The 24,818-nt window shown below is 68.3% G+C and carries 29 protein-coding genes; 16 read left to right on the top strand and 13 right to left on the bottom strand.

The window, feature by feature from the left end; translation table 11 throughout:
- Positions 1-545: 545 nt before the first annotated feature.
- The 7 genes from FHD67_RS04050 to pcaD form a co-directional block, all read right to left on the bottom strand.
- The gene (locus tag FHD67_RS04050) at positions 546-1,643 is read right to left on the bottom strand and encodes an alkene reductase (RefSeq protein WP_046000605.1); all 1,098 of its coding nucleotides are present in this window, start codon (positions 1,641-1,643) and stop codon (positions 546-548) included.
- A 524-nt stretch (positions 1,644-2,167) separates the two neighbouring features.
- On the bottom strand, positions 2,168-3,499 hold the full coding sequence (locus FHD67_RS04045) for a lyase family protein (RefSeq protein ID WP_139597893.1): 1,332 nt from the start codon (positions 3,497-3,499) through the stop codon (positions 2,168-2,170).
- Positions 3,500-3,596: 97 nt separating this feature from the next.
- Positions 3,597-4,436, bottom strand: coding sequence for a 3-oxoadipate:acetyl-CoA acetyltransferase (locus FHD67_RS04040; RefSeq protein ID WP_139597892.1), 840 nt, complete (start codon positions 4,434-4,436; stop codon positions 3,597-3,599).
- Positions 4,429-5,022, bottom strand: coding sequence for a protocatechuate 3,4-dioxygenase subunit alpha (gene pcaG, locus FHD67_RS04035; RefSeq protein ID WP_046000608.1), 594 nt, complete (start codon positions 5,020-5,022; stop codon positions 4,429-4,431). The genes FHD67_RS04040 and pcaG overlap by 8 nt, the downstream gene beginning before the upstream one ends.
- A gap of 1 nt (position 5,023) precedes the next feature.
- A complete protein-coding gene (gene pcaH, locus FHD67_RS04030) occupies positions 5,024-5,737 on the bottom strand; it encodes a protocatechuate 3,4-dioxygenase subunit beta (protein ID WP_139597891.1) in 714 nt (237 codons plus the stop codon).
- Positions 5,734-6,123, bottom strand: a complete 390-nt coding sequence (gene pcaC, locus FHD67_RS04025) for a 4-carboxymuconolactone decarboxylase (RefSeq protein ID WP_046000610.1) — start codon at positions 6,121-6,123, stop codon at positions 5,734-5,736. Before pcaC ends, pcaH begins: the two co-directional genes overlap by 4 nt.
- Positions 6,120-6,902, bottom strand: a complete 783-nt coding sequence (gene pcaD / locus FHD67_RS04020; protein WP_046000611.1) for a 3-oxoadipate enol-lactonase — start codon at positions 6,900-6,902, stop codon at positions 6,120-6,122. The genes pcaC and pcaD overlap by 4 nt, the downstream gene beginning before the upstream one ends.
- A gap of 77 nt (positions 6,903-6,979) precedes the next feature.
- Here pcaD and FHD67_RS04015 point away from each other — a divergent pair, with 77 nt between their 5' ends.
- Positions 6,980-7,903 carry a LysR substrate-binding domain-containing protein gene (locus FHD67_RS04015; protein WP_139597890.1) on the top strand — a complete coding sequence of 308 codons (924 nt, stop codon included), beginning with the start codon at positions 6,980-6,982 and terminating at the stop codon, positions 7,901-7,903.
- A 492-nt stretch (positions 7,904-8,395) separates the two neighbouring features.
- Here FHD67_RS04015 and FHD67_RS04010 read toward each other — a convergent pair whose 3' ends face one another.
- The 4 genes from FHD67_RS04010 to FHD67_RS04000 all read right to left on the bottom strand — a co-directional run bounded on the left by FHD67_RS04010 (position 8,396) and on the right by FHD67_RS04000 (position 11,156).
- Entirely contained in the window at positions 8,396-9,793 is a 1,398-nt protein-coding gene (locus FHD67_RS04010; RefSeq protein WP_139597889.1) for an FAD/NAD(P)-binding protein, read from the bottom strand.
- 33 nt (positions 9,794-9,826) lie between these two features.
- On the bottom strand, positions 9,827-9,961 hold the full coding sequence (locus FHD67_RS21055) for a hypothetical protein (protein WP_273744118.1): 135 nt from the start codon (positions 9,959-9,961) through the stop codon (positions 9,827-9,829).
- Between the two features lie 26 nt (positions 9,962-9,987).
- On the bottom strand, positions 9,988-10,587 hold the full coding sequence (locus FHD67_RS04005; protein WP_046000614.1) for an RBBP9/YdeN family alpha/beta hydrolase: 600 nt from the start codon (positions 10,585-10,587) through the stop codon (positions 9,988-9,990).
- Positions 10,588-10,673: 86 nt separating this feature from the next.
- On the bottom strand, positions 10,674-11,156 hold the full coding sequence (locus FHD67_RS04000; RefSeq protein ID WP_046000615.1) for an Lrp/AsnC family transcriptional regulator: 483 nt from the start codon (positions 11,154-11,156) through the stop codon (positions 10,674-10,676).
- Between the two features lie 193 nt (positions 11,157-11,349).
- Here FHD67_RS04000 and FHD67_RS03995 point away from each other — a divergent pair, with 193 nt between their 5' ends.
- The 8 genes from FHD67_RS03995 (at position 11,350) to FHD67_RS03965 (ending at position 16,521) form a co-directional block, all read left to right on the top strand.
- On the top strand, positions 11,350-11,814 hold the full coding sequence (locus FHD67_RS03995) for an RrF2 family transcriptional regulator (protein ID WP_139597888.1): 465 nt from the start codon (positions 11,350-11,352) through the stop codon (positions 11,812-11,814).
- A 148-nt stretch (positions 11,815-11,962) separates the two neighbouring features.
- Entirely contained in the window at positions 11,963-12,175 is a 213-nt protein-coding gene (locus FHD67_RS03990; RefSeq protein ID WP_139597887.1) for a hypothetical protein, read from the top strand.
- Positions 12,176-12,192: 17 nt separating this feature from the next.
- A complete protein-coding gene (locus FHD67_RS21050) occupies positions 12,193-12,318 on the top strand; it encodes a hypothetical protein (RefSeq protein ID WP_281282443.1) in 126 nt (41 codons plus the stop codon).
- A 23-nt stretch (positions 12,319-12,341) separates the two neighbouring features.
- Positions 12,342-13,313 carry a sulfate ABC transporter substrate-binding protein gene (locus tag FHD67_RS03985; protein WP_139597886.1) on the top strand — a complete coding sequence of 324 codons (972 nt, stop codon included), beginning with the start codon at positions 12,342-12,344 and terminating at the stop codon, positions 13,311-13,313.
- Between the two features lie 29 nt (positions 13,314-13,342).
- Complete coding sequence (gene cysT / locus FHD67_RS03980) at positions 13,343-14,149, top strand: sulfate ABC transporter permease subunit CysT (RefSeq protein ID WP_425467239.1); 807 nt, start codon at positions 13,343-13,345, stop codon at positions 14,147-14,149.
- On the top strand, positions 14,142-15,002 hold the full coding sequence (cysW, locus tag FHD67_RS03975; protein WP_139597884.1) for a sulfate ABC transporter permease subunit CysW: 861 nt from the start codon (positions 14,142-14,144) through the stop codon (positions 15,000-15,002). The genes cysT and cysW overlap by 8 nt, the downstream gene beginning before the upstream one ends.
- A gap of 13 nt (positions 15,003-15,015) precedes the next feature.
- Complete coding sequence (locus FHD67_RS03970; protein WP_139597883.1) at positions 15,016-15,735, top strand: sulfate/molybdate ABC transporter ATP-binding protein; 720 nt, start codon at positions 15,016-15,018, stop codon at positions 15,733-15,735.
- Between the two features lie 159 nt (positions 15,736-15,894).
- Positions 15,895-16,521, top strand: a complete 627-nt coding sequence (locus FHD67_RS03965) for a TetR/AcrR family transcriptional regulator (RefSeq protein WP_139597882.1) — start codon at positions 15,895-15,897, stop codon at positions 16,519-16,521.
- Here FHD67_RS03965 and FHD67_RS03960 read toward each other — a convergent pair whose 3' ends face one another.
- Positions 16,522-16,959 (bottom strand): DUF1810 domain-containing protein, encoded by a 438-nt coding sequence (locus FHD67_RS03960; protein WP_139597881.1) that lies wholly within the window; start codon positions 16,957-16,959, stop codon positions 16,522-16,524.
- Positions 16,960-17,120: 161 nt separating this feature from the next.
- Here FHD67_RS03960 and FHD67_RS03955 point away from each other — a divergent pair, with 161 nt between their 5' ends.
- The 7 genes from FHD67_RS03955 to FHD67_RS03925 all read left to right on the top strand — a co-directional run bounded on the left by FHD67_RS03955 (position 17,121) and on the right by FHD67_RS03925 (position 24,518).
- Positions 17,121-17,603 carry a DUF421 domain-containing protein gene (locus FHD67_RS03955; RefSeq protein WP_052715252.1) on the top strand — a complete coding sequence of 161 codons (483 nt, stop codon included), beginning with the start codon at positions 17,121-17,123 and terminating at the stop codon, positions 17,601-17,603.
- A gap of 65 nt (positions 17,604-17,668) precedes the next feature.
- Complete coding sequence (locus tag FHD67_RS03950; protein WP_139597880.1) at positions 17,669-18,595, top strand: LysR family transcriptional regulator; 927 nt, start codon at positions 17,669-17,671, stop codon at positions 18,593-18,595.
- Positions 18,596-18,700: 105 nt separating this feature from the next.
- Positions 18,701-19,690: a tripartite tricarboxylate transporter substrate binding protein gene (locus FHD67_RS03945; RefSeq protein ID WP_045982582.1), complete on the top strand. Its 990-nt coding sequence runs from the start codon at positions 18,701-18,703 to the stop codon at positions 19,688-19,690.
- An 86-nt stretch (positions 19,691-19,776) separates the two neighbouring features.
- Positions 19,777-20,277: a tripartite tricarboxylate transporter TctB family protein gene (locus FHD67_RS03940; RefSeq protein WP_045982583.1), complete on the top strand. Its 501-nt coding sequence runs from the start codon at positions 19,777-19,779 to the stop codon at positions 20,275-20,277.
- Between the two features lie 9 nt (positions 20,278-20,286).
- Positions 20,287-21,780, top strand: coding sequence for a tripartite tricarboxylate transporter permease (locus tag FHD67_RS03935; RefSeq protein WP_139597879.1), 1,494 nt, complete (start codon positions 20,287-20,289; stop codon positions 21,778-21,780).
- Positions 21,781-21,798: 18 nt separating this feature from the next.
- The gene (locus FHD67_RS03930) at positions 21,799-22,644 is read left to right on the top strand and encodes a shikimate dehydrogenase family protein (RefSeq protein WP_139597878.1); all 846 of its coding nucleotides are present in this window, start codon (positions 21,799-21,801) and stop codon (positions 22,642-22,644) included.
- Positions 22,641-24,518 (top strand): bifunctional sugar phosphate isomerase/epimerase/4-hydroxyphenylpyruvate dioxygenase family protein, encoded by a 1,878-nt coding sequence (locus FHD67_RS03925; protein ID WP_127897628.1) that lies wholly within the window; start codon positions 22,641-22,643, stop codon positions 24,516-24,518. The genes FHD67_RS03930 and FHD67_RS03925 overlap by 4 nt, the downstream gene beginning before the upstream one ends.
- A gap of 27 nt (positions 24,519-24,545) precedes the next feature.
- Here FHD67_RS03925 and FHD67_RS03920 read toward each other — a convergent pair whose 3' ends face one another.
- Positions 24,546-24,746 (bottom strand): hypothetical protein, encoded by a 201-nt coding sequence (locus FHD67_RS03920; protein ID WP_127897629.1) that lies wholly within the window; start codon positions 24,744-24,746, stop codon positions 24,546-24,548.
- Positions 24,747-24,818 lie beyond the last annotated feature (72 nt).

Below are 24,818 nucleotides of genomic sequence, written 5' to 3'. Positions count from 1 at the left end.
GATGACGAAACGGGCGCTGAACAGCGCCTGCCCCAGAAACCCGATCCCAAGCCAAACCGTCTGTCCCGTCATCCGCCTCGTCGTTGCAGGACAGCTATGCCACGCGAGGCTTGCAGGAAGCGTGCAGTCGAGAGCTTGGATGCGCCGAACTGCATCGTCGATCGCCGGGCGTCTTCCAAAAGGCCGGTCATCGAATGGCCGGGGCCATCCCTCAGGTCATGACAGTTGCAACACCGGGCCGCTGATAGGCCGTGGAATCAGGGGCTGCGCTGGCCCGGACGCCCCATTATGGTTTCAGTCGGATGCGCCCCCCCACCCAGGCGGTATCGACTATCTATGGTCAGTGGAGGCCAACTGGCGGGGCATGCTCACCGCCGTGATCGGGCCAACTCATCTTAGATAGGGGGACGTTGCGAAGTGGTTAAGCTGCCATCCTGCTGTCCCGCCATCCAATGAACTGCGTCGCATGACAGGGACCAGCCCTGTATCGGGCCGGTCCATCGGGTGCGACGCGACGCCCTGTCATGGGGCGCCGCGGAGGGGACTTAGGCCTGATCGGCCGTCGCGTCCATCGGGGGATAGTCCACATAGCCTTCGGCACCGCCGCCATACATCGTGGACTCGTCGGGCTTGGTCAGGGGCGCGCCGGCCTTCATCCGCGCGACCAGGTCGGGGTTCGCGATGTAGGGGCGACCAAAGGCGAAAAGGTCCGCCTTGTCCTCTTCCAGCCGCTTCGTCGCCAGGTCCAGGTCATAGCCGTTATTGGCGATATAGGTGCGCGAGAACCGCTGGCGCAGGCTGTCGAAATCGAACGGCGCCACGTCGCGCGGGCCGCCGGTCGCGCCCTCGACAACGTGGATGTAGACCAGGCCAAGCGCCTCCACCCCGTCCACGATATGATCGAACTGCGGCTGCGGATCGCTGCAGGACACCCCGCCGGCCGGAGAGACCGGAGACAGGCGGATGCCCGTGCGGTCCGCGCCGATCTCGGCCACGACGGCTTGGGCCACCTCCAGCATCAGCCGGGCGCGGTTCTCGACCGAGCCGCCATAGGCGTCAGTGCGCTTGTTCGCGCCGTCCTTGGCGAACTGGTCCAGCAGATAACCGTTGGCCCCATGGATCTCGACCCCGTCGAAGCCCGCCTCGATGGCGTTGGCCGCAGCCTGGCGAAAATCGTCGACGATGCCCGGGATCTCGTCCAGGCGCAGGGCGCGCGGGGTCGAGGTCTCGACAAATCCGCCGTTCACGAATGTCTTGGTTTCTGCCGCGATCGCAGAGGGGGCCACGGGGGCCGCGCCGCCCGGCTGCACATCGACATGCGACACCCGACCCACATGCCACAGTTGCAGGAAGATGCGCCCGCCCTTGGCATGGACCGCATCGGTGACCTTGCGCCATCCGGCGATCTGTTCGGGCGTATAGACGCCGGGCGTGTCCTGATAGCCCTGCGCCTGCGCCGAGATCTGCGTCGCCTCGGCGATGATCAGCCCCGCGGTCGCGCGCTGCGCGTAATATTCGGCCGCATGGGGTCCGGGCACCAGGCCTTCCGCGGCGCGGTTGCGGGTCAGCGGTGCCATGACGATGCGGTTCGCCAGGCGCAGGGGGCCAAGGTCATAGGGCTGAAAGAGCGTGTTCTGGTTCATCGTTTCCGCTTTCCGGGTGTGATTGGTCATGGTCGTTCAGGGCAGGTAACGCGCAGCCGGCGGAATGTTTTCAGGGGCGTGAAATTATTGCCTGACGCACGGTGTCGCAGCATCCGCAGCCCGGGCGATGGGGGGCTGACAGCCGCGGCACAGGGCGGACGGTCTGGGCTTGGTAGAGCATGCGCGTCGCCTGAGCCATTGCCAGGGGCGTTTCCGTTCCCTCATCGGGGCATGGTCAGCTGCTTGCAGACCCCTCACTGATCATGAGTCGGACCCTCGCCATAGCGACGCGATGACGGGGACGTTGGCAGCGCGCGGTCGGTTTAGGGCGCCGGCTGCCGAACCCCGGCATGACCTCTGGCAGCCGGGGTTTGTCCAGGCATGGCATGATGCATGACCATCTCAACAGGGAAGGGTGCCCGCCACGATTGGTCGCGTCGCAAACGCCAGCCACGACGGGCCTTGCGACGACAGCTGGTCGTGCGCCTGCTGTTCACCTTGCCGCCAGACCGACAGACCAAAGCCTAGGGCATACGGATCCGCTGACGGTCGGCAAAGGCGCGGGCCTCCTGCGGGGCCAGGCCGAGGCCGGTGGCGCGGACCAGCGCGGCCCAGTCCCGGTCCGGCCATTCCTTCCGGGCCAGGTCCAGCAGGTCGAGGCCCTCCGTCAGGGCGGTTGCGCAAAGCTGACCGACCCTGCCTGCGACAGAGGCCCGGCCCAGGCCCAGTTCGGCCAGGACCGCGAATGTCAGCGCCTCGGCATGGATGGTGCCGGACCCGCCACCCAGGTCGCGCTCCATTGCCTGGGGGTCAGGGGTCAGCCGGTCCAGGACATCCTGCGTCAGCCGCAGCATCGCGCCCAGGCTGACGCAGATCTGCGGCAGGGTCAGCCATTCGGTGAACCACGCCGCACCGTCGCGGTTCTGCCGATGCACCCCCGCCGCCCCGAAGACCGATGCCAGCCCGATCACCTGCCGCGCCAGGGCAGCCAGCGCCGAGGGGCCGACCGGGTTCTGCTTCTGCGGCATGGTCGAGGATGCCCCCCCGCCCTCGATCCGCACCAGGGCCAGGCCCGACTGTGTCATCAGCAGCAGGTCCTCGGCCAGCTTGGCCAGGGCGACGGCCACCGCCGCAGCCCAATCCGCCAGCCGGCCCAGCCCCGAACGGTCGGAATGCCAGCCATGGCCGGGATCCGACAGGTCCAGCGCCCGCGCAAGACCCGCCCGCACGGCCGGGCCCTGCGGCCCCATCGCCGACAATGTGCCCGCCGCCCCGGACAGCGAGACGCGCAGCACCGCGTTACGAACCCGTGCCAGATCCTGTGCGTGATCCAGCAGGGGCCATCCCCAGCTGGCCGCGACCGCGCCAAAGCTGGTGGGTGTCGCCGTCTGGCCATAGGTCCGCGCGGCCATGGGCAGGGTGGCGTGCCGATCCGCCAGCGCGGCCAGCTGGGTCAGAACGGCATCCAGGCGGGCGCCCCACAGGTCCAGCATGGGGCGCAGGCGCAGGGCCAGCGCGCTGTCCATGATGTCCTGACTGGTGGCGCCCCAGTGCAGATGCGCGGCCGCGGGCTCGCCGGCCATCTGCCGCCGCATCTCCTGGACCAGGGCGGGGACGGGGACGCCGTTGCGGGCGGTGGCCTGGGCCAGGGATGCCGGATCGATCAGCAGGCGACGGCTGACCGCGGCGATGGCCGGCCCGGCATCGGGGGGGATGACCCCAAGCTGCGCCTGAACCTGGGCCAGCGCGACTTCGACCCGGATCATCGCGTCCAGTTCGGCCTCGGCCGTGAACAGCGCCTGGGTGTCCGGGTCGCCGAACAGCATGGCATAGAGGGGGTTGCCGGCCGCGGTCATGGCCCGACCGTGGCGGGGCTGCGCACCGCCTGGCGGTGCGGGCCGTGGGTCGGCGGTGGCAGGGGCGACTTACGCCCCGTCGTGACATGTACCTGTGTCATGAAACGGTCTCTGGCAGGTTCAAAATCGCGCGGGCCTGCTGCCATGTCGCCACCGGTCGGCGATAGCGGTCGCACAGGTCCACCACCCGCCGCACCAGCGCCGCGTTGGACGGTGCCAGGCGCGTGCGGTCCAGGCGCACGTTGTCCTCCAGGCCCGTGCGGGCGTGACCGCCAGATGCCACGGCCCATTCGTTCAGGACGATCTGGTTCGGGCCGATCCCCGCCGCGCACCAGGGCGCATTCGTGCCGAACAGCCGCCGGACCGTGGCGATGTAGTAATCGAACACGTGGCGGTCGACCGGCATCGCATTCTTGACGCCCATCACGAACTGCACATAGGGCCGGGTGGTCAGTCGCCCGTCCTGCCACATCGCATGGGCTTGCAGGATGTGGGACAGATCAAAGGCCTCGATTTCGGGCATGACGCCGTGGGCGGCCATCTGCGATGCCAGCCAGTCCACCAGGTCGGGGCTGTTTTCATAGACGCGGGTCGGAAAGTTGTTCGACCCGACCGACAGGCTGGCCATGTCCGGCCGCAGCGGCAGCATGCCGCCCCGGTCGCGGCCTGCGCCCGACCGCCCGCCGGTGGACAGCTGCACGATCATGCCGGGGCAATGCCGGCGAACCCCCTCCAGCAGGCTGGCAAAGCGGTCGGGATCGCTGGTGGGCTTGCCCTCGTCGTCGCGGACATGGGCGTGAACGATGGCGGCGCCCGCCTCGAAGGCCTCGTGGGTCGATTCGACCTGTTCGGCGATGGTCACGGGAACGGCCGGGTTGTCGGCCTTGGTCGGAAGGCTGCCGGTGATGGCCACGCAGATGATGCAGGGGTCAGACATCGAGAAATACCGTTTCCTTGTCACCTTGCAGGTGAATGTCGAAGTGATAGTGGCCGTCGGCGCCACGGGCGATCAGGGTGTCGCGGCGATGCGGCTGTTCGATCAGGGACAGCACCGGGTCGGCGGCGTTGTCCTGATCGGCGAAATACATTCGCGTCTGCAGTCCGGTGTTGATGCCCCGCGCGACCAGCCACAGCGACAGGTGCGGCGCCTGCATGCGGCCCCGCGGCCCCGGCACGGCGCCGGGCAGGACGGTGTCCAGCGTGAACTGCCCGGTGTCGAAATCGGGCACCACGCGCGCCCAGTGCCGGAACCCCGCGGCGGCCCCCGGCTGATCGGGGTAGAGCCCGGCCGCGTCGGCCTGCCAGACCTCGATCAGCACGTCCCGGACCGTTGCGCCCATGCCGTCGAAGACGCAGCCGGTGACGCGGATGCGCGGGCCGGGCACGTCGTCGGGCATGGGGTCAAAGCCCAGTTCGGTGTCATAGATGTCGAATCCCGCCGCCCGCGGGGCCAGCCCGATATGGACATAGGGTCCGGCGGTCTGGGACGGGGTCTCCTTGAGGTAGTTCAGCGGCTGCGGCATGTCAGTTTCCCTCCGGCCGGTTCTCGAAGACGGTCGACCGCCGCCCGCGCAGCACGATGTCGAACCGATAGGCCAGACAGTCCAGCGGCACCGCCTGGTTCAGGTCCAGCGGGGCGATCAGCGCGTCGATGGCGCGGGGATCGGGGATCGCCTGCACGATCGGGCAATGCGCGATCAACGGGTCGCCCTCGAAATACATCTGGGTGATCAGGCGCTGCACGAAGGCCGTGCCGAAGACCGACAGGTGGATATGCGCGGGCCGCCAGTTGTTGACCCAGTTGCGCCACGGATAGGCGCCGGGCTTGATGGTCCGAAAGGCGTAATGGCCCTGATCGTCGGTCAGAACCCGCCCGCAGCCGCCGAAATTCGGGTCGATCGGCGCCAGGTAGCCGTCCTTCTTGTGGCGGTATCGGCCGCCGGCATTGGCCTGCCAGATCTCGACCAGGGTGCGGGGGACGGGGCGGCCGTTCTCGTCCAGGACGCGGCCGTGAACGATAATGCGTTCGCCCACCGGATCGCCGTCCTTGGCATAGTTCGCGATCAAGTCGCCATCCAGGGGGGTGATGGCCCCGTGACCGAAGCGGGGGCCGGTCAGTTCCGACACGGTGCCCTCGATCGACAGCATCGCCTGTCGCGGCGACCGCGCGACCGAGGTCTTGTAGTTAGGGGCCAGCGCGGGCGGATGCCAGGTGCGGTCGCGTTGATAGAGCGTCATGCCTGTCCTCCTTCGGCATCGGCCTCGGCAAAGATTCGGCGGGCCAGGGCGATGGCGTGATTGGCGCGCGGGACGCCGGCATAGATGGCGACGTGCAGCAGCGCCTCCATCACGTCGTCGCGGCTGGTGCCGGTGTTCGGGATGGACCGCAGGTGCAGTGCCAGTTCGCCGTCGTTGCCGAGGCCCGCCAGCAGGGCGATGGTCATCATCGACCGCTCGCGCAGCGGAATCGTGCCGCGCGACCAGACATGGCCCCAGGCCGCATCGGTGATCAGCGCCTGGAACGGTGCGTCGAAGGGCGTCTGCGCGGCCTGCGCGCGGGCGACATGGTCCGGTCCCAGCACGCGTCTGCGGGTGGCAAGCCCGGTGTCGGACAATTCGGTCATGCGGCATGTCTTTCCAGAAAGGGGGTCATCAGCGCGGCGTGGGCGTCGGGCGTCTCGACGCAGGGCAGGTGGCCCGCGCCAGGGATCAGGTGGAAGGTCGCGCCGGGGATCAGGTCGGCGGTGGCGCGCACCATATCGGGGGGCGATGCGCCGTCGGCCTCGCCCGCGATAACCATCGTGGGCAGGCGCAGTGCGGCGCTGGCCTGCCGTTGATCGGCCCCGGCCAGCGCCCGGCAGGCGGCGACATAGCCGGCGGCAGGCGTGCGGGCCAACATGTTGCGCCACAGTGCCAGAGCGGGCGTCGCGCGGAAGGCGGGCGCGAACCAGCGTTCCATCACCGCATCCGCGATGCTGGCCATGCCGTCCCGTTCCACCGCCTCGATCCGGGTCTGCCAGCTGTCGGGCGTGCCAAGGCGCGCGGCGGTGTTGGACAGGATCAGCGCGCGGACCAGATCGGGCCGGTCGGCCGCCAGGCGCTGCGCGATCAGTCCGCCGATGGACAGGCCCAGCACGACCACCGGGCCGGGGGCCACGGCCTCGATCAGCGCGGCTGCGTCGGCGGCGTGGTCGGCGATGCGGTCTGCGCCGCCCAGATCGGACAGCCCGTGCCCCTGCTTGTCATAGCGCAGATAGCGCAGCCTTTGCGGCAGCAGCGGCAGGACCGCCTCCCACAGACGCAGATCCGTGCCAAGCGAATTGGCCATCAGCACCACCGGCGCGCCCGTTGGCCCGTCCAGCCGATAGTGCAGCGCGCCATAGGGGCGGGACAAGATTTGCATGGATACTCCTCCTGTCCATAACGTAACATGGGGGCAGGATCGCCGATAATGCAAAATCGGCAGCAAAGGATGCCCATATGATTATGCATCCCGGCATCAAGCTGCGCCATCTGCGGGTCTTCCTGGACATCGCGGCCCGCGGCAGCCTGACCGCGGCGGCGCGGGCGCAGGGCATCACCCAGCCCGCGCTGAGCCGCACCCTGGCAGAGCTGGAGGCCCTGCTGCAGGTGCCGCTGTTCCGGCGCGAGCGGCGGCGGCTGGTTCTGACCGATGCGGGCACGCTGCTGCGCACCCATGCCGCCGCTGCGCTGCAGATGCTGGAAAGCGGGGTCGCCGCGCTGCATCCGGTCGCGGGGACGGACCGATTGCGGGTGGGCATCCTGCCCACGGCGGCCACGCGGCTGTTCCCGCGCGTGGCGCTGCGCTTTCGCGAGATGCATCCGCATGTGACCCTGTCGGTCGAGACGGGGCCGCATCCGCATCTGATCCGCCTGCTGCGCGAGGGCGGGATCGACCTGATGATCGGGCGCATGCCGGCCGCCGCCGACATGGCGGGCCTGCGCTTCGATCACCTCTACGAGGATCAGATCGCGCTGGTGTCCCGCGCCGGGCATCCGTTCTGGGGGCAGCCGGTGCGTGACGTCCTGTCGGCCTGTCCGGTGATCCTGCCGCCGCAGGATGCGCTGATCCGCCGGGCGGTCGACGACTACTTGCAGGCCCGCAACCTGGCCGGGCTGCATCCCGCCTTCGAGACCGCGGCCCTGGCGGTGGGTCGGGGCATCCTGGCGGCATCGGACGCGCTGTGGTTCATCTCGCAAGGCGTGGTCGGGGACGAGTTGGACCAGGGCGCGCTGATCCAGTGGCCGACCGATGCGGGGTTCCTGACCGGCGCGGTCGGCCTGACGCGCCGGCAGGTCGGGCCGGAGAATGCGATGCTGGACGTGCTGACGCGCCTGGCGACAGACGGGGCACGGACCTATGCAGGATCGCGGGCGTCATGATTGCGTATGTCTTGCGGCGATGTCCCACGGCATGGGGCATGGTTGACGACGGCACGCGCCGGTGGCCTGCAACCCTCGACCTCATTGACCGCCCCCTGCGCATCAATGTTCTGAGGTGCTGCGACCGCAAGCGCGGTACACCGGCGGTATTTGCACTGTTTGTTGGAAGGTTCGGTGCTGTCATCGCGGCACGCAAGGCCTTTGGCTGCACTGTCATCTGGTACGCTGCGCGATCGAGGCTGTTTTTCCCCGTCTATCGCGGAGCACGGCACAACTGGCGGTTCGGACGCTTCCTCAAGTCAGGCGTGCTTGTGGCTTTGTCCGTCGTGACTTGGCCGTACGGCACCACGATCTGCCTTTGTCCATGCCGGGCAAAACGGCCAGTCACCTGCCGACAGGTTCGCCCTTGCAGACCCACAAACGATAGGTCCGATACGAGGGCCTACCCCCTGAGCAGTCGATGCCGCAGGGCGACGGGCTCTGCCGTCGGTTTCAGGGTGCCGCTGTGGCCGCTTGCTGGTGCGGGGCCACGTCGCGGATCAGCGCAACGGCCAGCGTTTGGGCCTGGTCGCGGATGTCGGGGATGGCGGTGATCTCCCAGAACGCTGCGCGCGATGCCGGGCCGATGACGCGGATGCGGGGGTCCGGGCGGCCGTCGGCGCCGATCAGGGCGCAGTCGGCCGCGACATCCAGACCGATGCGCACGGGATCGATGCGGGCGCGGCCGGTGGCCAGCAACTCGGCGACCAGTGGCGTCGCGTTGGCCCGCGGGTCGCGGCGAATGCCGCTGCAGTCGACGATCCGCGCCGCATCCAGCGTCAGGATCCGATCGGCCCCGCGCGGGCGCCAATGCGCGCGCAGGATCGCGCCTTCCCGGCTGGCCCCGTCGAAGCGGCCCGCCAGCTGCCGCATCTGGCCGCTGTCCAGCGCGCGCTGCAGGATGGCCGCGCTTTCCGGGGGCAGGCGGTGGCGGTGCACCTCCCACCAGGGGGCGGCGTGGCGCAGGAAGCGGGCGCGGTCCGCCACGGACATGGCACGCCACAGGGCCGGCAGGTGCGGGCGGGCGCCGTCGACCGCGTCGCGCCAGGTGCCGCCCTGCGCCTCGGCCCGGGCGGCAAGATCGCGCAGCCAGGACAGGACAGAGCTGACGGGCGCGCCCAGGGGCACCTCGGCGCGGGTGATCGACAGGGGCGCGCCCGTGGCGTGGACGCGCGGCAGCTGGGCGCGACGTGACAGGGCCACGATTTCCCCGCGATGGCCGTGGGACAGCAGGCTGATCGCCTGGTCGACCATCGACAGGCCGGAGCCGATGATGACCACGCGCCCGCCCTGGGGCGGGGGGGCGGCCTGCTGCCAGGCGCCGTGGACCAGCCCTGTCGGGTCCGGTTCGGGCAGGGCATGGCCGGTGGCCAGCACGGCCCGGTCGGCGGGAACGACCTGGCCGTCGTCCAGATGCGCCGCGACCCCGGCCCGCGTGGTGACCAGCCGGATGCATGTCGCGCGCAGACAGCGCAGCCGTCCGTCGGCCGACAGCGGCGCCAGCAGGTCGGTCATGTAGGCGCCATAGGTCGCACGGCCCACGAAGCAGGCGCCCGTCGCGCCGTCTCCGCGCGCGGCCAGCCAGCGGCGGAAATGGTCGGGATCGTCGGGAAAGGCGCTCATGTTGGCGACGCGGGTGTTCAGCAGATGGCCCGGATCGCTGGTCGAATAGGCCACGCCGCAGCCCAGCATGTGCCGCCCCTCGATCACGGTGACACGCAGGGGCGTGGCCGGGTCGCGCAGCAGATGGGCGGCCAACAGGACGCCGCTGGCGCCGCCGCCGATGATGACGACATGGGGCAGATGGGCCGCATGGGGCGCAGACGTGTCGGCCAGGGGGATGGTCTTCATGGCGGGCTCCTTCGCTTGGCTGCGGGGGCGGTCCTAGAGGGCGGCGATCAGCAGCCCCGTCCACAGGGCCAGGCTGGCACCGACCAGCGTGGGGACGATGCGGTCGGGACGGTCGGTGTCGCGGGGATGGGTGCGGCGCAGATAGGCCTCGGTCTGGATGTCGAACATGGCTACCTCGGGTCCGGTGATGGGGGTCAGGCCAGCCGTCGGGCGGGCAGGGACAGGGGGGCGGGGCGCGCGCCGAACAGGCGCCGCAGGACCCCGGGTCGCGCGGTGCGCGCCAGCAGGTCGTCGCGCAGCGCCTTGCCCGCGGGCCAGGGGCCAAAGCCCGATGCCGCATTGACATGGCCCGCATGGCCGATGTCGTGCAGGTCCGCGCCCCAATGCGCCGCCAGCTGTCGGCTGTGGTCGAAAGCCATCCACGGGTCGTTGCGGCTTGCCACCAGCGTCGCGGGCACGTCGAACCGTTCGCGCGGCAGGGCACCGAAACCGCGGGTGCGGTCCGAGGTGCCCGGATCGGCAGGCGCGACCAACAGCGCGGCGCGCACCCGCAGCCCTGGCCAGCGGGCCAGTAGATGCGCGATGGTCACCGCGCCAAGCGAATGGCCGACCAGGATGCTGTCGGGATGGGCCATGATGTGGACGGCCAGCGTGGCCTCCCAGACCTCGCGGACGGGACGGCCCGTGTCACCCATGTCCAGCAGCATCGCATTGGGATCGGTGCGCGCCCACCAGTCCTGCCAGTGCGGCGCAGGAGAGCCGTCGAGGCCGGGGACGATCAGGGCCTTGGTCATCGGATGTCTCCTTTTATCTCTCATAAGACTACAAGGATGGTCGTGTATTGCGATTCCAAAGATCACCCCGAAAAGGGAACAAGGTTCTATCGGTCGCGGGTGTTGACGGGATAGGCGGTGGTGTGGCGCAGCCGTTCCATCGCGAATTGCGATGTGACGTTCTTGATCGCTACGGCGTCGGTCAGCGCCCTGTAGAAGCGGTCATAGGCGGCCATGTCCGGCACCGCCACGCGCAGCAGATAGTCGATGTCGCCGGCCATCCGCCAGGCTTCCATGACCTCGGGCAGGGCGTCGATGGCGCGGGCAAAGGCCTCGCGCCATTCCGTGCCGTGGTCTGGCGCCTCGATGCCGACGAAGACGGTCAGGCCGAATCCAAGCATCGCCGGATCGGCCAGCGCCACGCGCCCGGTCAGCACGCCGTTCGCCTCCAGCTTCTGAATGCGCTTCCAGCAGGGGGTCTGGGACAGGCCCACCCTGTCGGCGATCTGCGCGATGGGGGTGGTGGCGTCTGCCATCAGCGTGGCGACGATCTTGCGGTCGATCAGGTCCAGGGGCGGGATCTGGGTCATCGTACGATTCCTTTCGCCGCCAGCATGCCGCAATAGAATATAATGTCTAGCGCGATTGTCGTTATTATCCGGGACCGCGCGATCCCGGCGCAGACATGTCCAATAAAAACCCCGCCGCCGGGTCGTCTTTTCTTTTCGCAGGGCGCGATCCGCCTTATATCCGCTGGACAGCGACGCAGTCCGGGGCAGGGTCATGATCACGCAAAAGATGAAATACGCGCTGAAGGCCCTGCTGGTTCTGGGCGACGAGGCGCGCAGCCCGCGTCCCGAGCCGCTGACAATCGAAGTCATTGCCAGGCGGTCGGGCACCCCCAAGCGGTTCCTGGAGCAGATCCTGCTGGAGGTGCGCAATGCCGGTGTCGTGGCCTCGATCCGTGGACGGTCGGGGGGGTACACGCTGATCAAGCGCCCCGAGGACGTGTCGATCTCGGAGCTGCTGCGGCTGATCGACGGGCCGATCGCGCCCCTGCCGTGCCTGTCGCGGCGTGCCTATCAGCGGTGCGAGGACTGCACCGACGAGGCCAGCTGCCGCCTGCGTCGCGTGTTCTCGGAGGTGTTCTGGTCCTATCTCATCCTGATCGAATCCCTCAGCCTGGCTGACATGCTGGGCACGCCCGACGTGGCGCAGGCGGTGCTGCAGGACGGCGCGCCCGCCTGAGCCGACTGCGATCGGGCGGTTTCGGAGAATAATCATCTCTTTTCACGACCGAAATAGGCGTGATTCTTCCTTTGCTAAACACGAGTATCCCTGTCGTTATTAAGGTATCGCAGCGCCGCACCCGGCCCGAACCGAAAGGGATGACCCGATGACCTCGACCCACCCCCTGACCCATGGCCGCCCGGCGCTGTGCGCCGTGACGCTGATCGACCGCCGCACCGGCCGCCCGCACCGCGTGAACGGCGCGGCCCTGGTCGCGCTGAGCCGCGACCCCCACAGCGCCGCGGCCGAACTGCTGGCCGGGCGCGACGCCCGGCTGTGGGATGCCCGCATCCAGCCGCTGCCCGCCAGCGCCCGCTGACCCGGACAGGCCGGCCCATGACCCCGATCGCAGCCAGCATCCCCGCGCAGACCGGCGGCCCGGACGCGGCCACGGCCCCCCAGACCCGGCGGACCGCGCCGGGCTGGTGGCCGACCGGCCGCCTGACGCCCACCGGAATCTGACCCATCCCATCACGAGGACCATCATGTTCATCCGCCCCGCCATCCTGTCGCTGCTGCTGGCGCCCGCCGTCCATGCGCAGGATCTGCTCAACGTCAGCTATGACCCCACGCGCGAGCTCTATCGCGACGTCAATCAGGCCTTTGCCGCCCATTGGCAGGCCCAGGGCCATGATGCCCCGACTATCGAGACCAGCCATGGCGGGTCGGGCGCGCAGGCACGATCCGTGATCGACGGCCTGAACGCGCAGGTGGTGACGCTGGCGCTGGCCAGCGACATCGACCAGATCGCCACCGCCGGAAAGCTGCCAGCCGACTGGCAGTCGCGCCTGCCGCACAATTCCAGCCCCTATACCTCGACCATCGTGTTCCTGGTGCGCGACGGCAATCCCAAGGGCATCCAGGATTGGGGCGACCTGACCGCCGAGGGGGTCGAGGTGATCACACCCAACCCCAAGACATCGGGCGGGGCGCGCTGGAACTATCTGGCAGCCTGGGCCTGGGCCCAGAAGAACGGCCGCGATCCGGCCGCGTTCGTGGGCCAGATCTTTGCCAACGTGCCCGTTCTGGACACCGGCGCGCGCGGCTCGACCACGACCTTTGCACAGCGCGGCATCGGCGACGTCCTGCTGGCCTGGGAGAACGAGGCCTATCTGGCGCTGGCCGAACTGGGCGAGGATCAGTTCGACATCGTCGTTCCCAGCCTGTCGATCCTGGCCGAGCCGCCGGTCGCCCTGGTCGATGGCAACATCGCCGACGACGCGCAGCGCGAACTGGCCAGCGCCTATCTGGACTACCTCTATACCCCCGAAGGGCAGGCCTTGGCCTTCAAACACTACTATCGCGCGTGGGACGCCAGCGCCGCCGACCCCGCGGATGTCGCCCGCTTCCCCAAGCTGGAGCTGGTCACCATCGACGACCTGGGCGGTTGGGCCAAGCTTCAGCCCGAGCATTTCGGCGACGGCGGCATCTTCGACCAGATCTATGTGGCGAAATGAGTGGCCGACCCCTCATCAGCCGTACGGCGATGCCCGGTCTCGGCCTGTCGGCCGGGATCACCCTGTTCATGCTGACGCTGGTGGTGTTCCTGCCCATCGGCGCGCTGCTGTGGCAGGGCGCGGCCTTCGGCCCGGCGGCCGTGTGGGACACGATCAACCGCGAGCGGGTCTGGGCGGCGCTGTGGCTGTCCTTCCGGCTGTCCTTCCTGGCGGCCTGCTTCAACCTGATCTTCGGGGTGATCCTGGCCTGGGTGCTGGTGCGTTACCGCTTTCCGGGCCGGCGCATCGTCGATGCCGCGGTCGATCTGCCCTTCGCACTGCCCACCGCGGTGGCGGGCATCGCGTTGACCGCGCTTTACGCGCCGAACGGAGTGCTTGGCAGCCTGGCCGGTGATCTGGGCTGGCGCATCGCCTATACGCAATGGGGGATCTGGCTGGCGCTGGTCTTCGTGGGCCTGCCCTTCGTCACCCGCACCGTCCAGCCGGTGATCGAGGAGATCGAGACCGAGGTCGAGGAGGCCTCCGCCACGCTCGGCGCGTCGCGTTGGCACACCCTGCGCCACGTGATCGCGCCGATGCTGATGCCCGCCGCCCTGACCGGGTTCGCACTGTCGCTGGCGCGTGCGGTCGGCGAATACGGGTCGGTCATCTTCATCGCGGGCAACATCCCGTTGCGCACCGAGATCGCCCCCCTGCTGATCGTGATCCAGCTGGAGGAGTACAATTACGGTGCCGCCGCCGCGATCGGCCTGGCGATGCTGGCGATCAGCTTCGCCATGCTGCTGGCGATCAACCTCATCCAGATCTGGTCACGCCGGAGGATCGGTCATGTCTGACGCCACCCACCCCTTCCGCCGCGCGACCGAGGAAACACCCGCCGCCCGGTGGGCACTGATCGCCGTCGCGGTGGGGGGCCTGGCCCTGCTTGTCGGCGCCCCGATGGTCATCGTCTTTGCCGAGGCCCTGTCGCGGGGCTGGGCCGCCGCGGTCGCAAGCCTGGCCAGCCGCGACGCGCAATCCGCGATCCGTCTGACGCTGCTGATCACCGCCATCGCCGTGCCGCTGAACGCGGTCTTCGGCATCGCCGCCGCCTGGTTCGTCACCAAGTTCGACTTTCGCGGCAAGGCCTTCCTGATCACCCTCATCGACCTGCCCTTCAGCGTCAGCCCGGTCGTGGCGGGCCTGTGCATCGTGCTGCTGTTCGGGGCGAATTCAGCCATCGGCGGCTGGCTTGTGGCCAGCGGATACCCGATCGTCTTTGCCGTTCCGGGGATCGTGCTGGCCACGGTCTTCGTGACCTTCCCCTTTGTCGCGCGCGAGCTGATCCCCGTGATGATCGAGCAGGGCCGCGCCGAGGAGGAGGCCGCGCTGACGCTTGGCGCATCGGGCTGGCGGGTGTTCCGCACGGTGACGCTGCCCAACATCCGGTGGGCGCTGCTGTACGGCACGCTTTTGTGCACCGCCCGCGCGATGGGCGAATTCGGTGCGGTCGCGGTCGTGTCGGGCAAGATCCGCGGCCAGACCGCGACCATGCCGATCACCATCGAGATGTTCTACAACGAATACCTGTCGGTCGCGGCCTTTTCCATGGCGGCGCTGCTGACGGGGTTCGCGCTGCTGACGCTGCTGCTCAAGACCGCGCTGGAACTGCGCCATGCCGACGCGCTGTCGGCCACCCGCCGCCATTAGGGAAGGACAACCCATGCATATCCAGATCGACGAGATCGCCAAGGAATTCGGGACCACCACCGCGTTGCATCCGGTGTCGCTGTCCATCCCCTCGGGGGCGCTGGTGGCGCTTCTGGGGCCATCGGGTTCGGGCAAGACCACGCTCTTGCGCATCCTGGGCGGGCTGGAGTTCCCGACCTCGGGGCGGGTGCTGTTCAACGGCCAGGACGCCACCGGCATGACCGTCCAGGACCGGCGCGCGGGCTTCGTGTTCCAGTCCTATGCCCTGTTCCGCCACATGACGGTGTTCGAGAACATCGCCTATGGCCTGCGCGCCCGACCCCGCGCCAGTCGCCCCCCCAAGGGCGAGATCGAGCGGCGGGTGCTGAAGCTGCTGGACCTGATCCAGCTGCCGCAGATCGCCGCCCGCTATCCGACCCAGCTGTCGGGCGGCCAGCGCCAGCGCGTGGCCCTGGCCCGCGCCCTGGCGATCGAGCCGCGCATGCTGCTTTTGGACGAGCCGTTCGGCGCGCTGGACGCCAAGGTCCGCAAGGAGCTGCGCCAGGGCCTGCGCGACATCCATGACGAGACCGGGCTGACCACCGTCTTCGTCACGCATGACCAGGACGAGGCGATGGCGCTGGCCGATCTGGTCGTCGTCATGTCCATGGGCCGGATCGAGCAGATCGGAAAGCCCCAGGACATCCGCACCCGCCCTGCCACCGCCTTCGTGCGCGAATTCGTCGGCGCTTGACGGACGCCCGTCGCGGGTCGATGTCCTGTCGGCGGCGGGTGGTCAGGTGTCGCGAATGCCGCTGCCGCCTCTTGCGAAATGCGGCCAACTCTGCTTGCAGTTGCGCAGACCAAATGCGGTTCGCGATGCTGCGATGACGGACAGGACACAGAGGCTGCGATGACCGGGACGACCCTGCGTGGCAACGTCTATGCGAACGCCATCGAGGCGCTGACAGAGCTTGCGGCGCGCAACGGCGCTGTCCCGTCGATCCAGGAGATCGCCGACCACATGGGCGTGTGCCGGGACCGGATCGACCAGCTGTTTCCCAGCATCCAGCACCTGCTGGTCGCGATGGCCGAAAGCGCGATGATGGTGCTGAACCAGACGCTGATTGACTGTGTCGCGGCCGCCCGCCGCGACGATCCGGTCGCGCAGTTCCTGGCCATCGCGAACGGCTATGTCGAATGGGCGCATCGCCATCCCCGCGAGTTCCGGATCGTCGGGTCGATGCCCGCCGGCAATTTCGAGGGCAACGAACGCCTGATGCGCTATGAGGCGTCGATCCACGAATTGATGAACAGGCTGCTGCAGCGGGCGCAGGCATCCGGCCTGATCGCGCGGGATCAGGACCTGGTGACCTTCGTTTCTGTCGCACACACCTTTGCCTATGGGGTGGCCAGCAAGATGCTGTTGGGCGATCTGGCCCGCTGGAACCCCGGATCGTCCGACATCGAGGCCGCCCGCACCAACATGCGCGTCTTCATCCTGCACCTGCTGCGCCCGTCGGGTCAGGCGGTCGCGTGACTAGGCGTGCAGCCGCCGCGCCGTCACGGGGCAGGGCCGACCGTCGAAGAAGATGTCCAGAATCGTCGTGAAGACCGTGGGGCCATCGACGGCGAACAGCGTGGCCGACGACCGCAGCTTGCCCGCGTCGATGGTGCCGAAGATCGCCTCGGCCGACCGGTCGTCATGGGCCAGAACGGCCTGCGCGCAGGCGACCAGGCGCGGACCAAGCAGCGGGTGCGCCAGGTACCGCCGCGCCTCGTCGCGGTCCGCTATGCCGTACAGGTGGGACATCGCCGACTGTCCCAATCCGCGCAGCTGCGGAAAGATGAACCACATCCAGTGGCTTTCCTTGCGGCCCCGCTCCAGTTCGGACAGCGCGACGGCATAGGCGCGGTCCTGCGCGGCGACGAACCGATCGAGGCTTTCGGGGTCCTGTGCGGGCGAATGACGGGTCATGGGGGTGCTGCCTTTGGGTTTCGGACGGGACATCGGGACAACGCCCCGACCGGCCTGCCGGGTTCACATGGCCCTGGCCGATGTCCGATGGGCATCGGCCCAAGGCGAACCGATCCGTTCCCGCCACGTTGACCCTGCAACGTGATGACGGAGGGGATCGGATGGATTGGGGCGCAATGTTCTTTCAGGGCTGGGAAGGCATCGTGCGGACGCTGCTTGTCGGCACCTTGGCCTATGTCGTGCTGGTGGCTTTTCTGCGCATCGCCGGCAAGCGCAGCCTTGCCAAGCTGAACGCCTTTGACTTCGTGGTGACGGTCGCCCTGGGCTCGATCCTGGCCAGCATCCTGCTGCAGGAATCCATCGCGCTGGCCGAAGGGGCCACGGCGATCGGCCTTCTTCTGCTGCTGCAGTTCATCGTCACCTATGGGTCGGTCCATTCCGCCACCTTCGCCCGGCTGATCCGGTCCGAGCCGAGCCTGCTGGCCCGCGACGGCCGGTTCTGCAGCGCCACGATGACCCAACAGCGGCTGACCGAGGACGAGATCATGGGCGTCGTCCGGTCGGCCGGGGCGCGCGACATCGCCGAGGTCCGCTTCGTCATCCTGGAGGCCGACGGCACCATCAGCGTGTCGCTGCAGCCGTGAGGGCGACCGGCGCGGGGCGTGATCGGAACCTTGCAATGCGCGCCTTTCCGCCCGAAGCATAAGCGATGAGAGAGCTTACCCTGCGCCAGGTCGAGGTCGTGCGCGCCGTCATGATCGCCGGCACGATCCAGGGCGCCGCCGATCTGCTGAACGTGTCCGCACCCGGGATCAGCCGGCTGATCAAGCATACCGAAAGCGGCCTTGGCATCCGGCTGTTCGAACGCAAGGCCGGGATATTCGTCCCCGCGACCGAGGCGCATGCGATCTTTGCCATGCTGGAGCAGGTCCACCGCCAGATGGACAACCTGAACGTCGCGGTCAGCGCGCTTCAGAAGGGGCACCGGTTCACGCTGTCCTTCGCATCCGCGCCCTCGATCGCGCAGTTCATCGCGGCGCGGGTCATCCGCGGACTACGACAGCGGTTCCCCGATCTGGACATCGACCTGGACATCCTCAAGATCGAGGAGACGCTGGACTATCTGCTGCTGGAAAAGGGCGAGGTGGTGATCATGTCGTCGCATCTGGACAATCCCGGCATCCAGTGCACCCCCATCGGCGAGGGCCGGATCGTGGCCATCATGCCCGAAGGGCACGTGCTGGCGCAGAAGCTGGCCGTGTCGATCCACGATCTGGTCCAGTATCCGTTCATCGGCGTAGATCCGTCCGACCCCTATGGCCAGACCCTGGCGCGGCCCTTCGACGATGCCGGCCTGACCCCGCGTCACGCGATGCGCGGGCGGTTCGCCCAGACCATCGTCAGCCTGGTGCGCCACGGCCTGGGTGTCGCGGTCATCGACGAATTCTCGGTGGCCGAGGTGTACATGGCCGGGCTGGTCCGCCGGCCGCTTGTCGAACCCGCGACGATCACCGCCTGGTCGGTACAGAAACGGGGGCGCCAGCTGTCCAGCTTTGCCGAACAGACCGTGACCCTGTTCCGCCGCGAACTGGGCCGGGCGCGGGCACGCGAGAGGTGGGACCAGCCCGCCGATTAACGTCAGGTTACGTTCCGCGTTCAATCGGTATTTGCGGTTAGCCCTGCGATCTGAGATGCATGGGCGTCGGCCCAGGAGGATGGGCGCTGATCTGAGGGAGGAACGATGCGACATTTTGTTTACGGCGCGGCCGTGGTGCTGGGTCTGGCGATGCCTGCGATGGCCGAATACCCCGAACGCGACATCCAGGGCATCATCCAGTGGGGTGCCGGCGGGTCGACCGACACGGTCAGCCGTTCTGTGACGCCGCATGCCGAGGAGATCCTGGGCGCCAAGGTGATCCTGCAGAACGTGACCGGCGGGGTCGGGGCCATCGGCCTGAACCAGGCCGACCGCGCAGATGCCGACGGCTATACCCTGCTGTTCGGGGCCGAGAACCCGCTGCTCTACAAGGTCATGGGCCTGGGAGAGAAGGACTATTCGGACTTCGTGCCGATCAACGTCATCGCGCGCGGCATCCCCATCCTGGTCGCCCAGCCCGATGCGCCCTTCGACACCTTCCCCGAGATGATCGCCTATATCAACGAGAACCCGGGAGAGGTCCGTTTCGGTTCGACCGGGCCGGGCGGCCTGCCGTCTGTGGTCACGGCGATGATCAATGACAAGACCCCGATCGAGGTGACCGCCGTGCCCTATGACGGCGACGGCCCGGCGCTGACCGCGCTGCAGGGCGGGGCGATCGACGTGATGCCCGCCGTGCTGGGCGCCGCGTTGGAGCCGGTGCGGGCCGGCAACCTCAAGGCCATCGCGATCTTCGACACCGAGGGCGTGCCGCAGTTGCCCGACGTCCCGGCGATCACCGACACGAACCCGGAATTCGCCGACCTGCTGCCCTGGGGTCCGTTCTTCGGCATCTTCGTCAAGGCGGGCACCCCCGACGACATCGTGGCCAAGCTGACCGACGCCTATGGCCAGGCCACGCAGAACGCCGACTTCCTGTCGATGATGGAGGGGCGCGGCTTCCGCATGCTATCGCTGACGGGCGCCGAAGCCCAGGAGTTCCTGGACGGCTGGCAGAGTCAGACCGCCTGGATCCTGTACGACGCCGAGATCGCCAAGAACTCGCCCGAGGATTTCGGCATCAGCCGTCCCTGATCCGGCCCGATCATCGCCGCCCCGGTCCGACCGGGGCGGCATCCAAAGGTCCGCGCAAGTCACAGGTCCGACGGAGGGACCCATTCATGGAACCGACCCCCAAACGTCGTCCGGGCGAACTTGTCTTCAACATCGCGGTCATGCTGGCCAGCTTCGGCCTGCTCTATTCCGCCTACGGCATCTCGGGCTTCGAGGCGCTTTCGGCCCCCGGCGCGGTGCCGATGGCCACCACCGCGATCATGGCGGTCTGCGCGATCATCATCCTGGTCCAGACGCTGCGCAAGGGCACGGGCGGCGGGCAGACCATGGCCGCCGACATCCTGCCGCTGATCGTGATCGTGACCATCGCGATGATCGCCGCCTATGCGGTGCTGCTGCGGCCGCTTGGTTTCCTGCCGACCTCGGTGCTGTTCCTGCTGGTGATGATCCGCTTTCTGTCGCGGCGCGGATGGGGTTTCTGCCTGGCGGTGTCGGTGGGCACCGTCTTCGTGATCTGGATCATCTTCCGCCTGATCTTCGCCGTCCTGATGCCCCAGGGCATCATCCCCGAGGGACGCATCGTCTCTGCCATCACGTCGCTGTTCTGAGGGCGCATCATGGACATCCTGTCGAACCTGCTGATCCCGATCGTCAATCTTGACCTGCTGATGCTGATCGCCGTGGGGACCTTCGCGGGCATCTATGTCGGCGCGATCCCCGGCCTGTCGGTGACGATGGCCGTGTCGATCCTGATCTCGTTCACCTTCTCATGGGAGGTCTATCCGGCGCTGGCGCTGATGATCGGCATCTATATGGGCGGCGTCTATGGCGGGTCGCGCACCGCGATCCTGCTGAACATCCCCGGCGCACCATCGGCCATCGCCACCGCCCTGGACGGATTTCCCATGGCCCAGCAGGGCCGCGCCGGAGAGGCGATCGGCATCGTGACCGTGGTCTCGTTCATCGGCGGATTCATCGGCATCTTCGCCCTGGGCGCCCTTGCCCCGCTGCTGTCGGATTTCGCCATCGGGTTCCAGCCGCGCGACTTCATGCTGCTGGCGATCATGGGCATCCTGCTGGTCGGATCGCTGTCGGGCGACAGCCTGGTCAAGGGCATCTTCGCGGGCGCCCTGGGCATCGGCGTGGGCGCGGTGGGCATGGACCCGCTGACCATCCAGGACCGGTTCGTCTTCGGCATCTCGGAACTGCGGGGCGGGATCTCGTTCGTGGCGGTGATGATCGGCCTTTTCGGCGTGTCCGAGGCGCTGATCCAGCTGCACAGCATCCACACCCCGGCCATGCGTCAGAAGATCACCGGCATCATCCCCAGCTGGTCCAAGGTGCGTCGGCACCTGCCGCTTGGCCTGCAGACCTCGACCATCGGCACGGTCGTGGGGGCCCTGCCGGGCACCGGCGGCGACATCGCCGCGCTGATGGCCTATGACCACGCCAAGCGCGTCACCCGCAACCCCGAGACCCCCTTCGGCAAGGGCGCCATCGAAGGGCTGGTCGCCCCCGAGACCGCCAACAACGCCGCCGTGGGCGGGGCGTTCATCCCCATGCTGACGCTTGGCATTCCGGGCGACGCGGTCACCGCGATCATGATCGGCGCGCTGTTCATCCACGGCCTGAACCCCGGCCCGATGCTGATGATCGAACAGCCCGACATGTTCTGGTTCATCGTCAGCTCGCTGGCGCTGGCCAACGTGTTCATGCTGATCTTCGGCCTGACCGGGATCCGCCTGTTCGTGCGCATCGTCGAACTGCCGCGCACGGTCCTGCTGCCGGTCATCATGGTGCTGTCGATCGTCGGCGCCTGTGCGGTCAACAACAGCCTGACGGATGTCTACTGGATGCTGGGCTTCGGCGTGCTGGGCTATTTCATGCGCCTCTACGGCTATCCGCTGGCGCCCATCATCCTGGGGGTGATCCTGTCGCGGCTTCTGGACGACAACTGGCGCAGGGCCATCATCAGCGAGCGCGAGGATTTCGGCGCGATGATGATGGGCATCTTCACCAGCCCGCTGTCGCTGTGCCTGTTCCTGGCGGTCGTGATGATCCTTGTCACCAACACGCCGTGGTGGGCCCGGCGGCGCGCCCGCAAGGCCTGAGCAATGAAAGACCGGACCATGACCGACACGATCCTGCTGGGCCTGATCGGCGACAACATCGCGGCCTCGCAGTCGCCCCGCCTGCACCGTCTGGCGGGCCTGCAGAACGGGCGCCGGGTGCGCTATGACAGCCTGATCCCCGCGATCGAGGGGCTGGACTTCGACGCCCTGTTCGCCCGCTGCGCGGCGGGGGGCTATCGCGGCATCAACGTCACCTATCCCTACAAGGAGGTCGTGGCGGGGCGGCTGCGCATCGACGATCCGCTGGTCAAGGCGATCGGGGCCTGCAACACGGTGCTGTTCGACCCCGAGGGACCGCGCGGCTTCAACACCGACTATTCCGGCTTTGTCGCGGCCTATCGGCGGATGCGGGGCGAACGGGCGCCGGGGGCCGTGCTGATGGTCGGCGCGGGCGGTGTGGGGCGCGCAGTGGCCTTCGGCCTGATCGCGCTTGGCGCGGCCGAGATCCGGCTGGCCGATCGCGACGCGGCTAAGGCCGACGGCTTGGCCGATGCGCTGCGCCGCGCCGCGCCGGGGCTGGTCGTGCGGACCGGCACTGATGCGGCGGCGCTGGCGCCGGGCGCGCAGGGGCTGATCAACTGCACCCCCGTCGGCATGGTCGGCTATGGCGGCACGCCCTTGCCCGCCGATCTGATGATGGGGGCGGAATGGGTCTTCGACGCGGTCTATACCCCGGTCGACACGCCGTTCCTGCGCGATGCGGGGGCGGCGGGTCTGGACGTCATCTCGGGATACGAGCTGTTCGTGGGGCAGGGCGTGGATGCCTGGGCCATCTTCACCGGCCTGCCCTTGGACGAGGCGCGCCTGCGCGACGATCTGGCGGCCGGGCGGGACGCGCCATGAAGACCTCGATCGCCACCGTGTCGCTGTCGGGCAGCCTGACCGCCAAGCTGGCCGCCATCGCCGAGGCCGGGTTCGACGGCATCGAGATCTTCGAGCAGGATTTCCTGGCCTCGGACTTCACCCCGGCCGAGGTCGGGCGCATGGTCCGCGACCACGGGCTGGAGATCACGCTGTTCCAGCCCTTCCGCGACTTCGAGGGCCTGCCCGAACCGCATCGCAGCCGCGCACTGGCCCGGGCCGAACGCAAGTTCGACCTGATGAACCAGCTGGGCACCGACCTGATGCTGGTCTGTTCGACCGTCCATCCGGCGGCCATCGGCGGCATCGACCGCATGGCGCGCGATTTCCGCGACCTGGGCGATCTGGCGGCCCGCCACGGCATCCGCGTGGGCTTCGAGGCGCTGTGCTGGGGCCGCTTCGTGAACGACCACCGCGACGCCTGGGAGGTGGTGCGCCGCGCCGACCACCCGAATGTCGGCCTGATCCTGGACAGTTTCCACACGCTGGCGCGCCGGATCGACCCGGCCTCCATCCGGGCGATTCCGGGCGACCGGATCTTCTTCGTGCAGCTGGCCGATGCGCCGGCCATCGACATGGACCTGCTGTACTGGTCGCGGCATTATCGCAACATGCCGGGCGAGGGCGATCTGGACGTGACCAGCTTCATGCAGGCGGTTGCGGCGACGGGCTATGCAGGACCGCTGAGCCTTGAGATCTTCAACGACCAGTTCCGGTCGGGCCTGCCGCGCATGGTGGCCAAGGACGGGCATCGCAGCCTGATCGCGCTGATGGATCAGGTGCGGCGTGTCGAACCGGCTGCCGCCCCCGACCTGCCGCGCTTTCCCGCCCCGGCCCCGGTCGAGCGGATCGAATACATCGAATTCGCCACCAGCGCGGCCGAGGCCCCCGCGCTGGAGACGCTGCTGTCCAGCCTTGGCTTTGCGGCAGGGGGGCGGCATGTCTCCAAGCCGGTGACGGTCTGGCGTCAGGGCGGCGTGAACGTGCTGGTCAATTCCGACCCCTCGGGCTTTGCCCACAGCGCGTACGTGACCCACGGGACGACCGTGTCGGAAATCGCGCTGATGGTCCCCGATGCCCGCGCGGCATATCAGCGCGCGACCGCGCTTCTGGCGCGGCCGCTGGTCCAGGAGACGCCGCCGGGACAGCTGGCGATTCCCGCGATCCGGGGCGTCAGCGGCAACGTGATCCGCCTGCTGGATGCCACGTCGGACCTGGCGGGCATCTGGCAGGTCGATTTCCGTGCGACGCCCGCGCAGGCCGGGGCCGGCATCACCGGAATCGACCATATCGGCCAGACCATGGCCTATGACGAGATGCTCAGCTGGTCGCTGTTCTATACGTCGATCTTCGACGCGCAGAAGGCGCCCATGGTCGATGTCGTGGACCCCGACGGGCTGGTGCGCAGCCGGGCGGTCCGGTCGGGCGGGCTGCGGGTGACGCTGAACGGGGCCGATGCGCGCCATACCCTGGCCGGCCGGTTCATCGAGGACAGCTTCGGCGCCTCGGTCCAGCATGTGGCCTTTGCCAGCGACGACCTGTTCGCCACCGCCGCCGCCCTGGCGGAACGCGGTTTCGCCACGCTGCGGATCGGCGCCAACTACTATGACGACATCCAGGCCCGGTTCGGGCTTGATCAGGGCTTCGTCGATCGGATGCAGGCGGCATCGATCATGTATGACGAGGATGAGGGCGGACAGTTCTTCCAACTGTACAGCGAACCGCGCGCCGATGGGTTCTTCCTTGAGATCGTCCAGCGGCAGGGCAACTATGCGGGCTATGGCGCGCCCAATGCCCCGTTCCGCATCGCCGCGCAGAAACGCGCCGCCCGTCCCGCCGGAATGCCGCGCCACTAGCGTCGCGGCGGCCGCGGCTCACAGGCGTCAGCGCAGCGCGACGTTGCGCAGCAGCTGGATCTGCGTGACCGTCTCGACCACCCGATAGGTGGTCGCGCGGTTGCGATGCAGCACCGTGAGTGAGGTCAGGCCACCCACCGTTTCGTGCGTTTCAAAGTCCGTGTCGCGGTCGAAATCGATGGCCCGCGGTTGCAGCGTGTCGGGATCGGTCAGAATCATTCGGGGCATGGCATGTCCGTCTTCGCAAAGGCTGGGCACTGTCGGTCGGCGCAGGTAAACTGCATCGTTCATCCTTTGGTT

The organism is Paracoccus haeundaensis (assembly GCF_006239215.1).
Classification (GTDB): domain Bacteria; phylum Pseudomonadota; class Alphaproteobacteria; order Rhodobacterales; family Rhodobacteraceae; genus Paracoccus; species Paracoccus marcusii.
This window is presented reverse-complemented; position numbering and strand designations above follow the sequence as displayed.

Excerpts from the sequence above, each read along its gene's own strand:
- FHD67_RS04000 (WP_046000615.1), bottom strand. The coding sequence starts at position 11,156 with ATGACCCAGATCCCGCCCCTGGACCTGATCGACCGCAAGATCGTCGCC.
- pcaG (WP_046000608.1), bottom strand. The coding sequence starts at position 5,022 with ATGCCGCAGCCGCTGAACTACCTCAAGGAGACCCCGTCCCAGACCGCC.
- cysT (WP_425467239.1), top strand. The coding sequence starts at position 13,343 with ATGCCCGGTCTCGGCCTGTCGGCCGGGATCACCCTGTTCATGCTGACG.
- pcaD (WP_046000611.1), bottom strand. The coding sequence starts at position 6,902 with ATGCAAATCTTGTCCCGCCCCTATGGCGCGCTGCACTATCGGCTGGAC.
- FHD67_RS03930 (WP_139597878.1), top strand. The coding sequence starts at position 21,799 with ATGACCGACACGATCCTGCTGGGCCTGATCGGCGACAACATCGCGGCC.
- cysW (WP_139597884.1), top strand. The coding sequence starts at position 14,142 with ATGTCTGACGCCACCCACCCCTTCCGCCGCGCGACCGAGGAAACACCC.
- FHD67_RS03970 (WP_139597883.1), top strand. The coding sequence starts at position 15,016 with ATGCATATCCAGATCGACGAGATCGCCAAGGAATTCGGGACCACCACC.
- FHD67_RS04040 (WP_139597892.1), bottom strand. The coding sequence starts at position 4,436 with ATGTCTGACCCCTGCATCATCTGCGTGGCCATCACCGGCAGCCTTCCG.
- FHD67_RS21055 (WP_273744118.1), bottom strand. The coding sequence starts at position 9,961 with ATGTTCGACATCCAGACCGAGGCCTATCTGCGCCGCACCCATCCCCGC.
- FHD67_RS03965 (WP_139597882.1), top strand. The coding sequence starts at position 15,895 with ATGACCGGGACGACCCTGCGTGGCAACGTCTATGCGAACGCCATCGAG.
- FHD67_RS03935 (WP_139597879.1), top strand. The coding sequence starts at position 20,287 with ATGGACATCCTGTCGAACCTGCTGATCCCGATCGTCAATCTTGACCTG.
- FHD67_RS03940 (WP_045982583.1), top strand. The coding sequence starts at position 19,777 with ATGGAACCGACCCCCAAACGTCGTCCGGGCGAACTTGTCTTCAACATC.
- FHD67_RS04045 (WP_139597893.1), bottom strand. The coding sequence starts at position 3,499 with ATGACCGCGGCCGGCAACCCCCTCTATGCCATGCTGTTCGGCGACCCG.
- FHD67_RS03990 (WP_139597887.1), top strand. The coding sequence starts at position 11,963 with ATGACCTCGACCCACCCCCTGACCCATGGCCGCCCGGCGCTGTGCGCC.
- FHD67_RS03955 (WP_052715252.1), top strand. The coding sequence starts at position 17,121 with ATGGATTGGGGCGCAATGTTCTTTCAGGGCTGGGAAGGCATCGTGCGG.
- FHD67_RS03925 (WP_127897628.1), top strand. The coding sequence starts at position 22,641 with ATGAAGACCTCGATCGCCACCGTGTCGCTGTCGGGCAGCCTGACCGCC.
- FHD67_RS04050 (WP_046000605.1), bottom strand. The coding sequence starts at position 1,643 with ATGAACCAGAACACGCTCTTTCAGCCCTATGACCTTGGCCCCCTGCGC.
- FHD67_RS03960 (WP_139597881.1), bottom strand. The coding sequence starts at position 16,959 with ATGACCCGTCATTCGCCCGCACAGGACCCCGAAAGCCTCGATCGGTTC.
- FHD67_RS03995 (WP_139597888.1), top strand. The coding sequence starts at position 11,350 with ATGATCACGCAAAAGATGAAATACGCGCTGAAGGCCCTGCTGGTTCTG.
- FHD67_RS03950 (WP_139597880.1), top strand. The coding sequence starts at position 17,669 with ATGAGAGAGCTTACCCTGCGCCAGGTCGAGGTCGTGCGCGCCGTCATG.
- FHD67_RS03920 (WP_127897629.1), bottom strand. The coding sequence starts at position 24,746 with ATGCCCCGAATGATTCTGACCGATCCCGACACGCTGCAACCGCGGGCC.
- FHD67_RS03985 (WP_139597886.1), top strand. The coding sequence starts at position 12,342 with ATGTTCATCCGCCCCGCCATCCTGTCGCTGCTGCTGGCGCCCGCCGTC.
- FHD67_RS21050 (WP_281282443.1), top strand. The coding sequence starts at position 12,193 with ATGACCCCGATCGCAGCCAGCATCCCCGCGCAGACCGGCGGCCCGGAC.
- FHD67_RS04010 (WP_139597889.1), bottom strand. The coding sequence starts at position 9,793 with ATGAAGACCATCCCCCTGGCCGACACGTCTGCGCCCCATGCGGCCCAT.
- pcaC (WP_046000610.1), bottom strand. The coding sequence starts at position 6,123 with ATGACCGAATTGTCCGACACCGGGCTTGCCACCCGCAGACGCGTGCTG.
- FHD67_RS04005 (WP_046000614.1), bottom strand. The coding sequence starts at position 10,587 with ATGACCAAGGCCCTGATCGTCCCCGGCCTCGACGGCTCTCCTGCGCCG.
- FHD67_RS03945 (WP_045982582.1), top strand. The coding sequence starts at position 18,701 with ATGCGACATTTTGTTTACGGCGCGGCCGTGGTGCTGGGTCTGGCGATG.
- pcaH (WP_139597891.1), bottom strand. The coding sequence starts at position 5,737 with ATGACGCTCTATCAACGCGACCGCACCTGGCATCCGCCCGCGCTGGCC.
- FHD67_RS04015 (WP_139597890.1), top strand. The coding sequence starts at position 6,980 with ATGATTATGCATCCCGGCATCAAGCTGCGCCATCTGCGGGTCTTCCTG.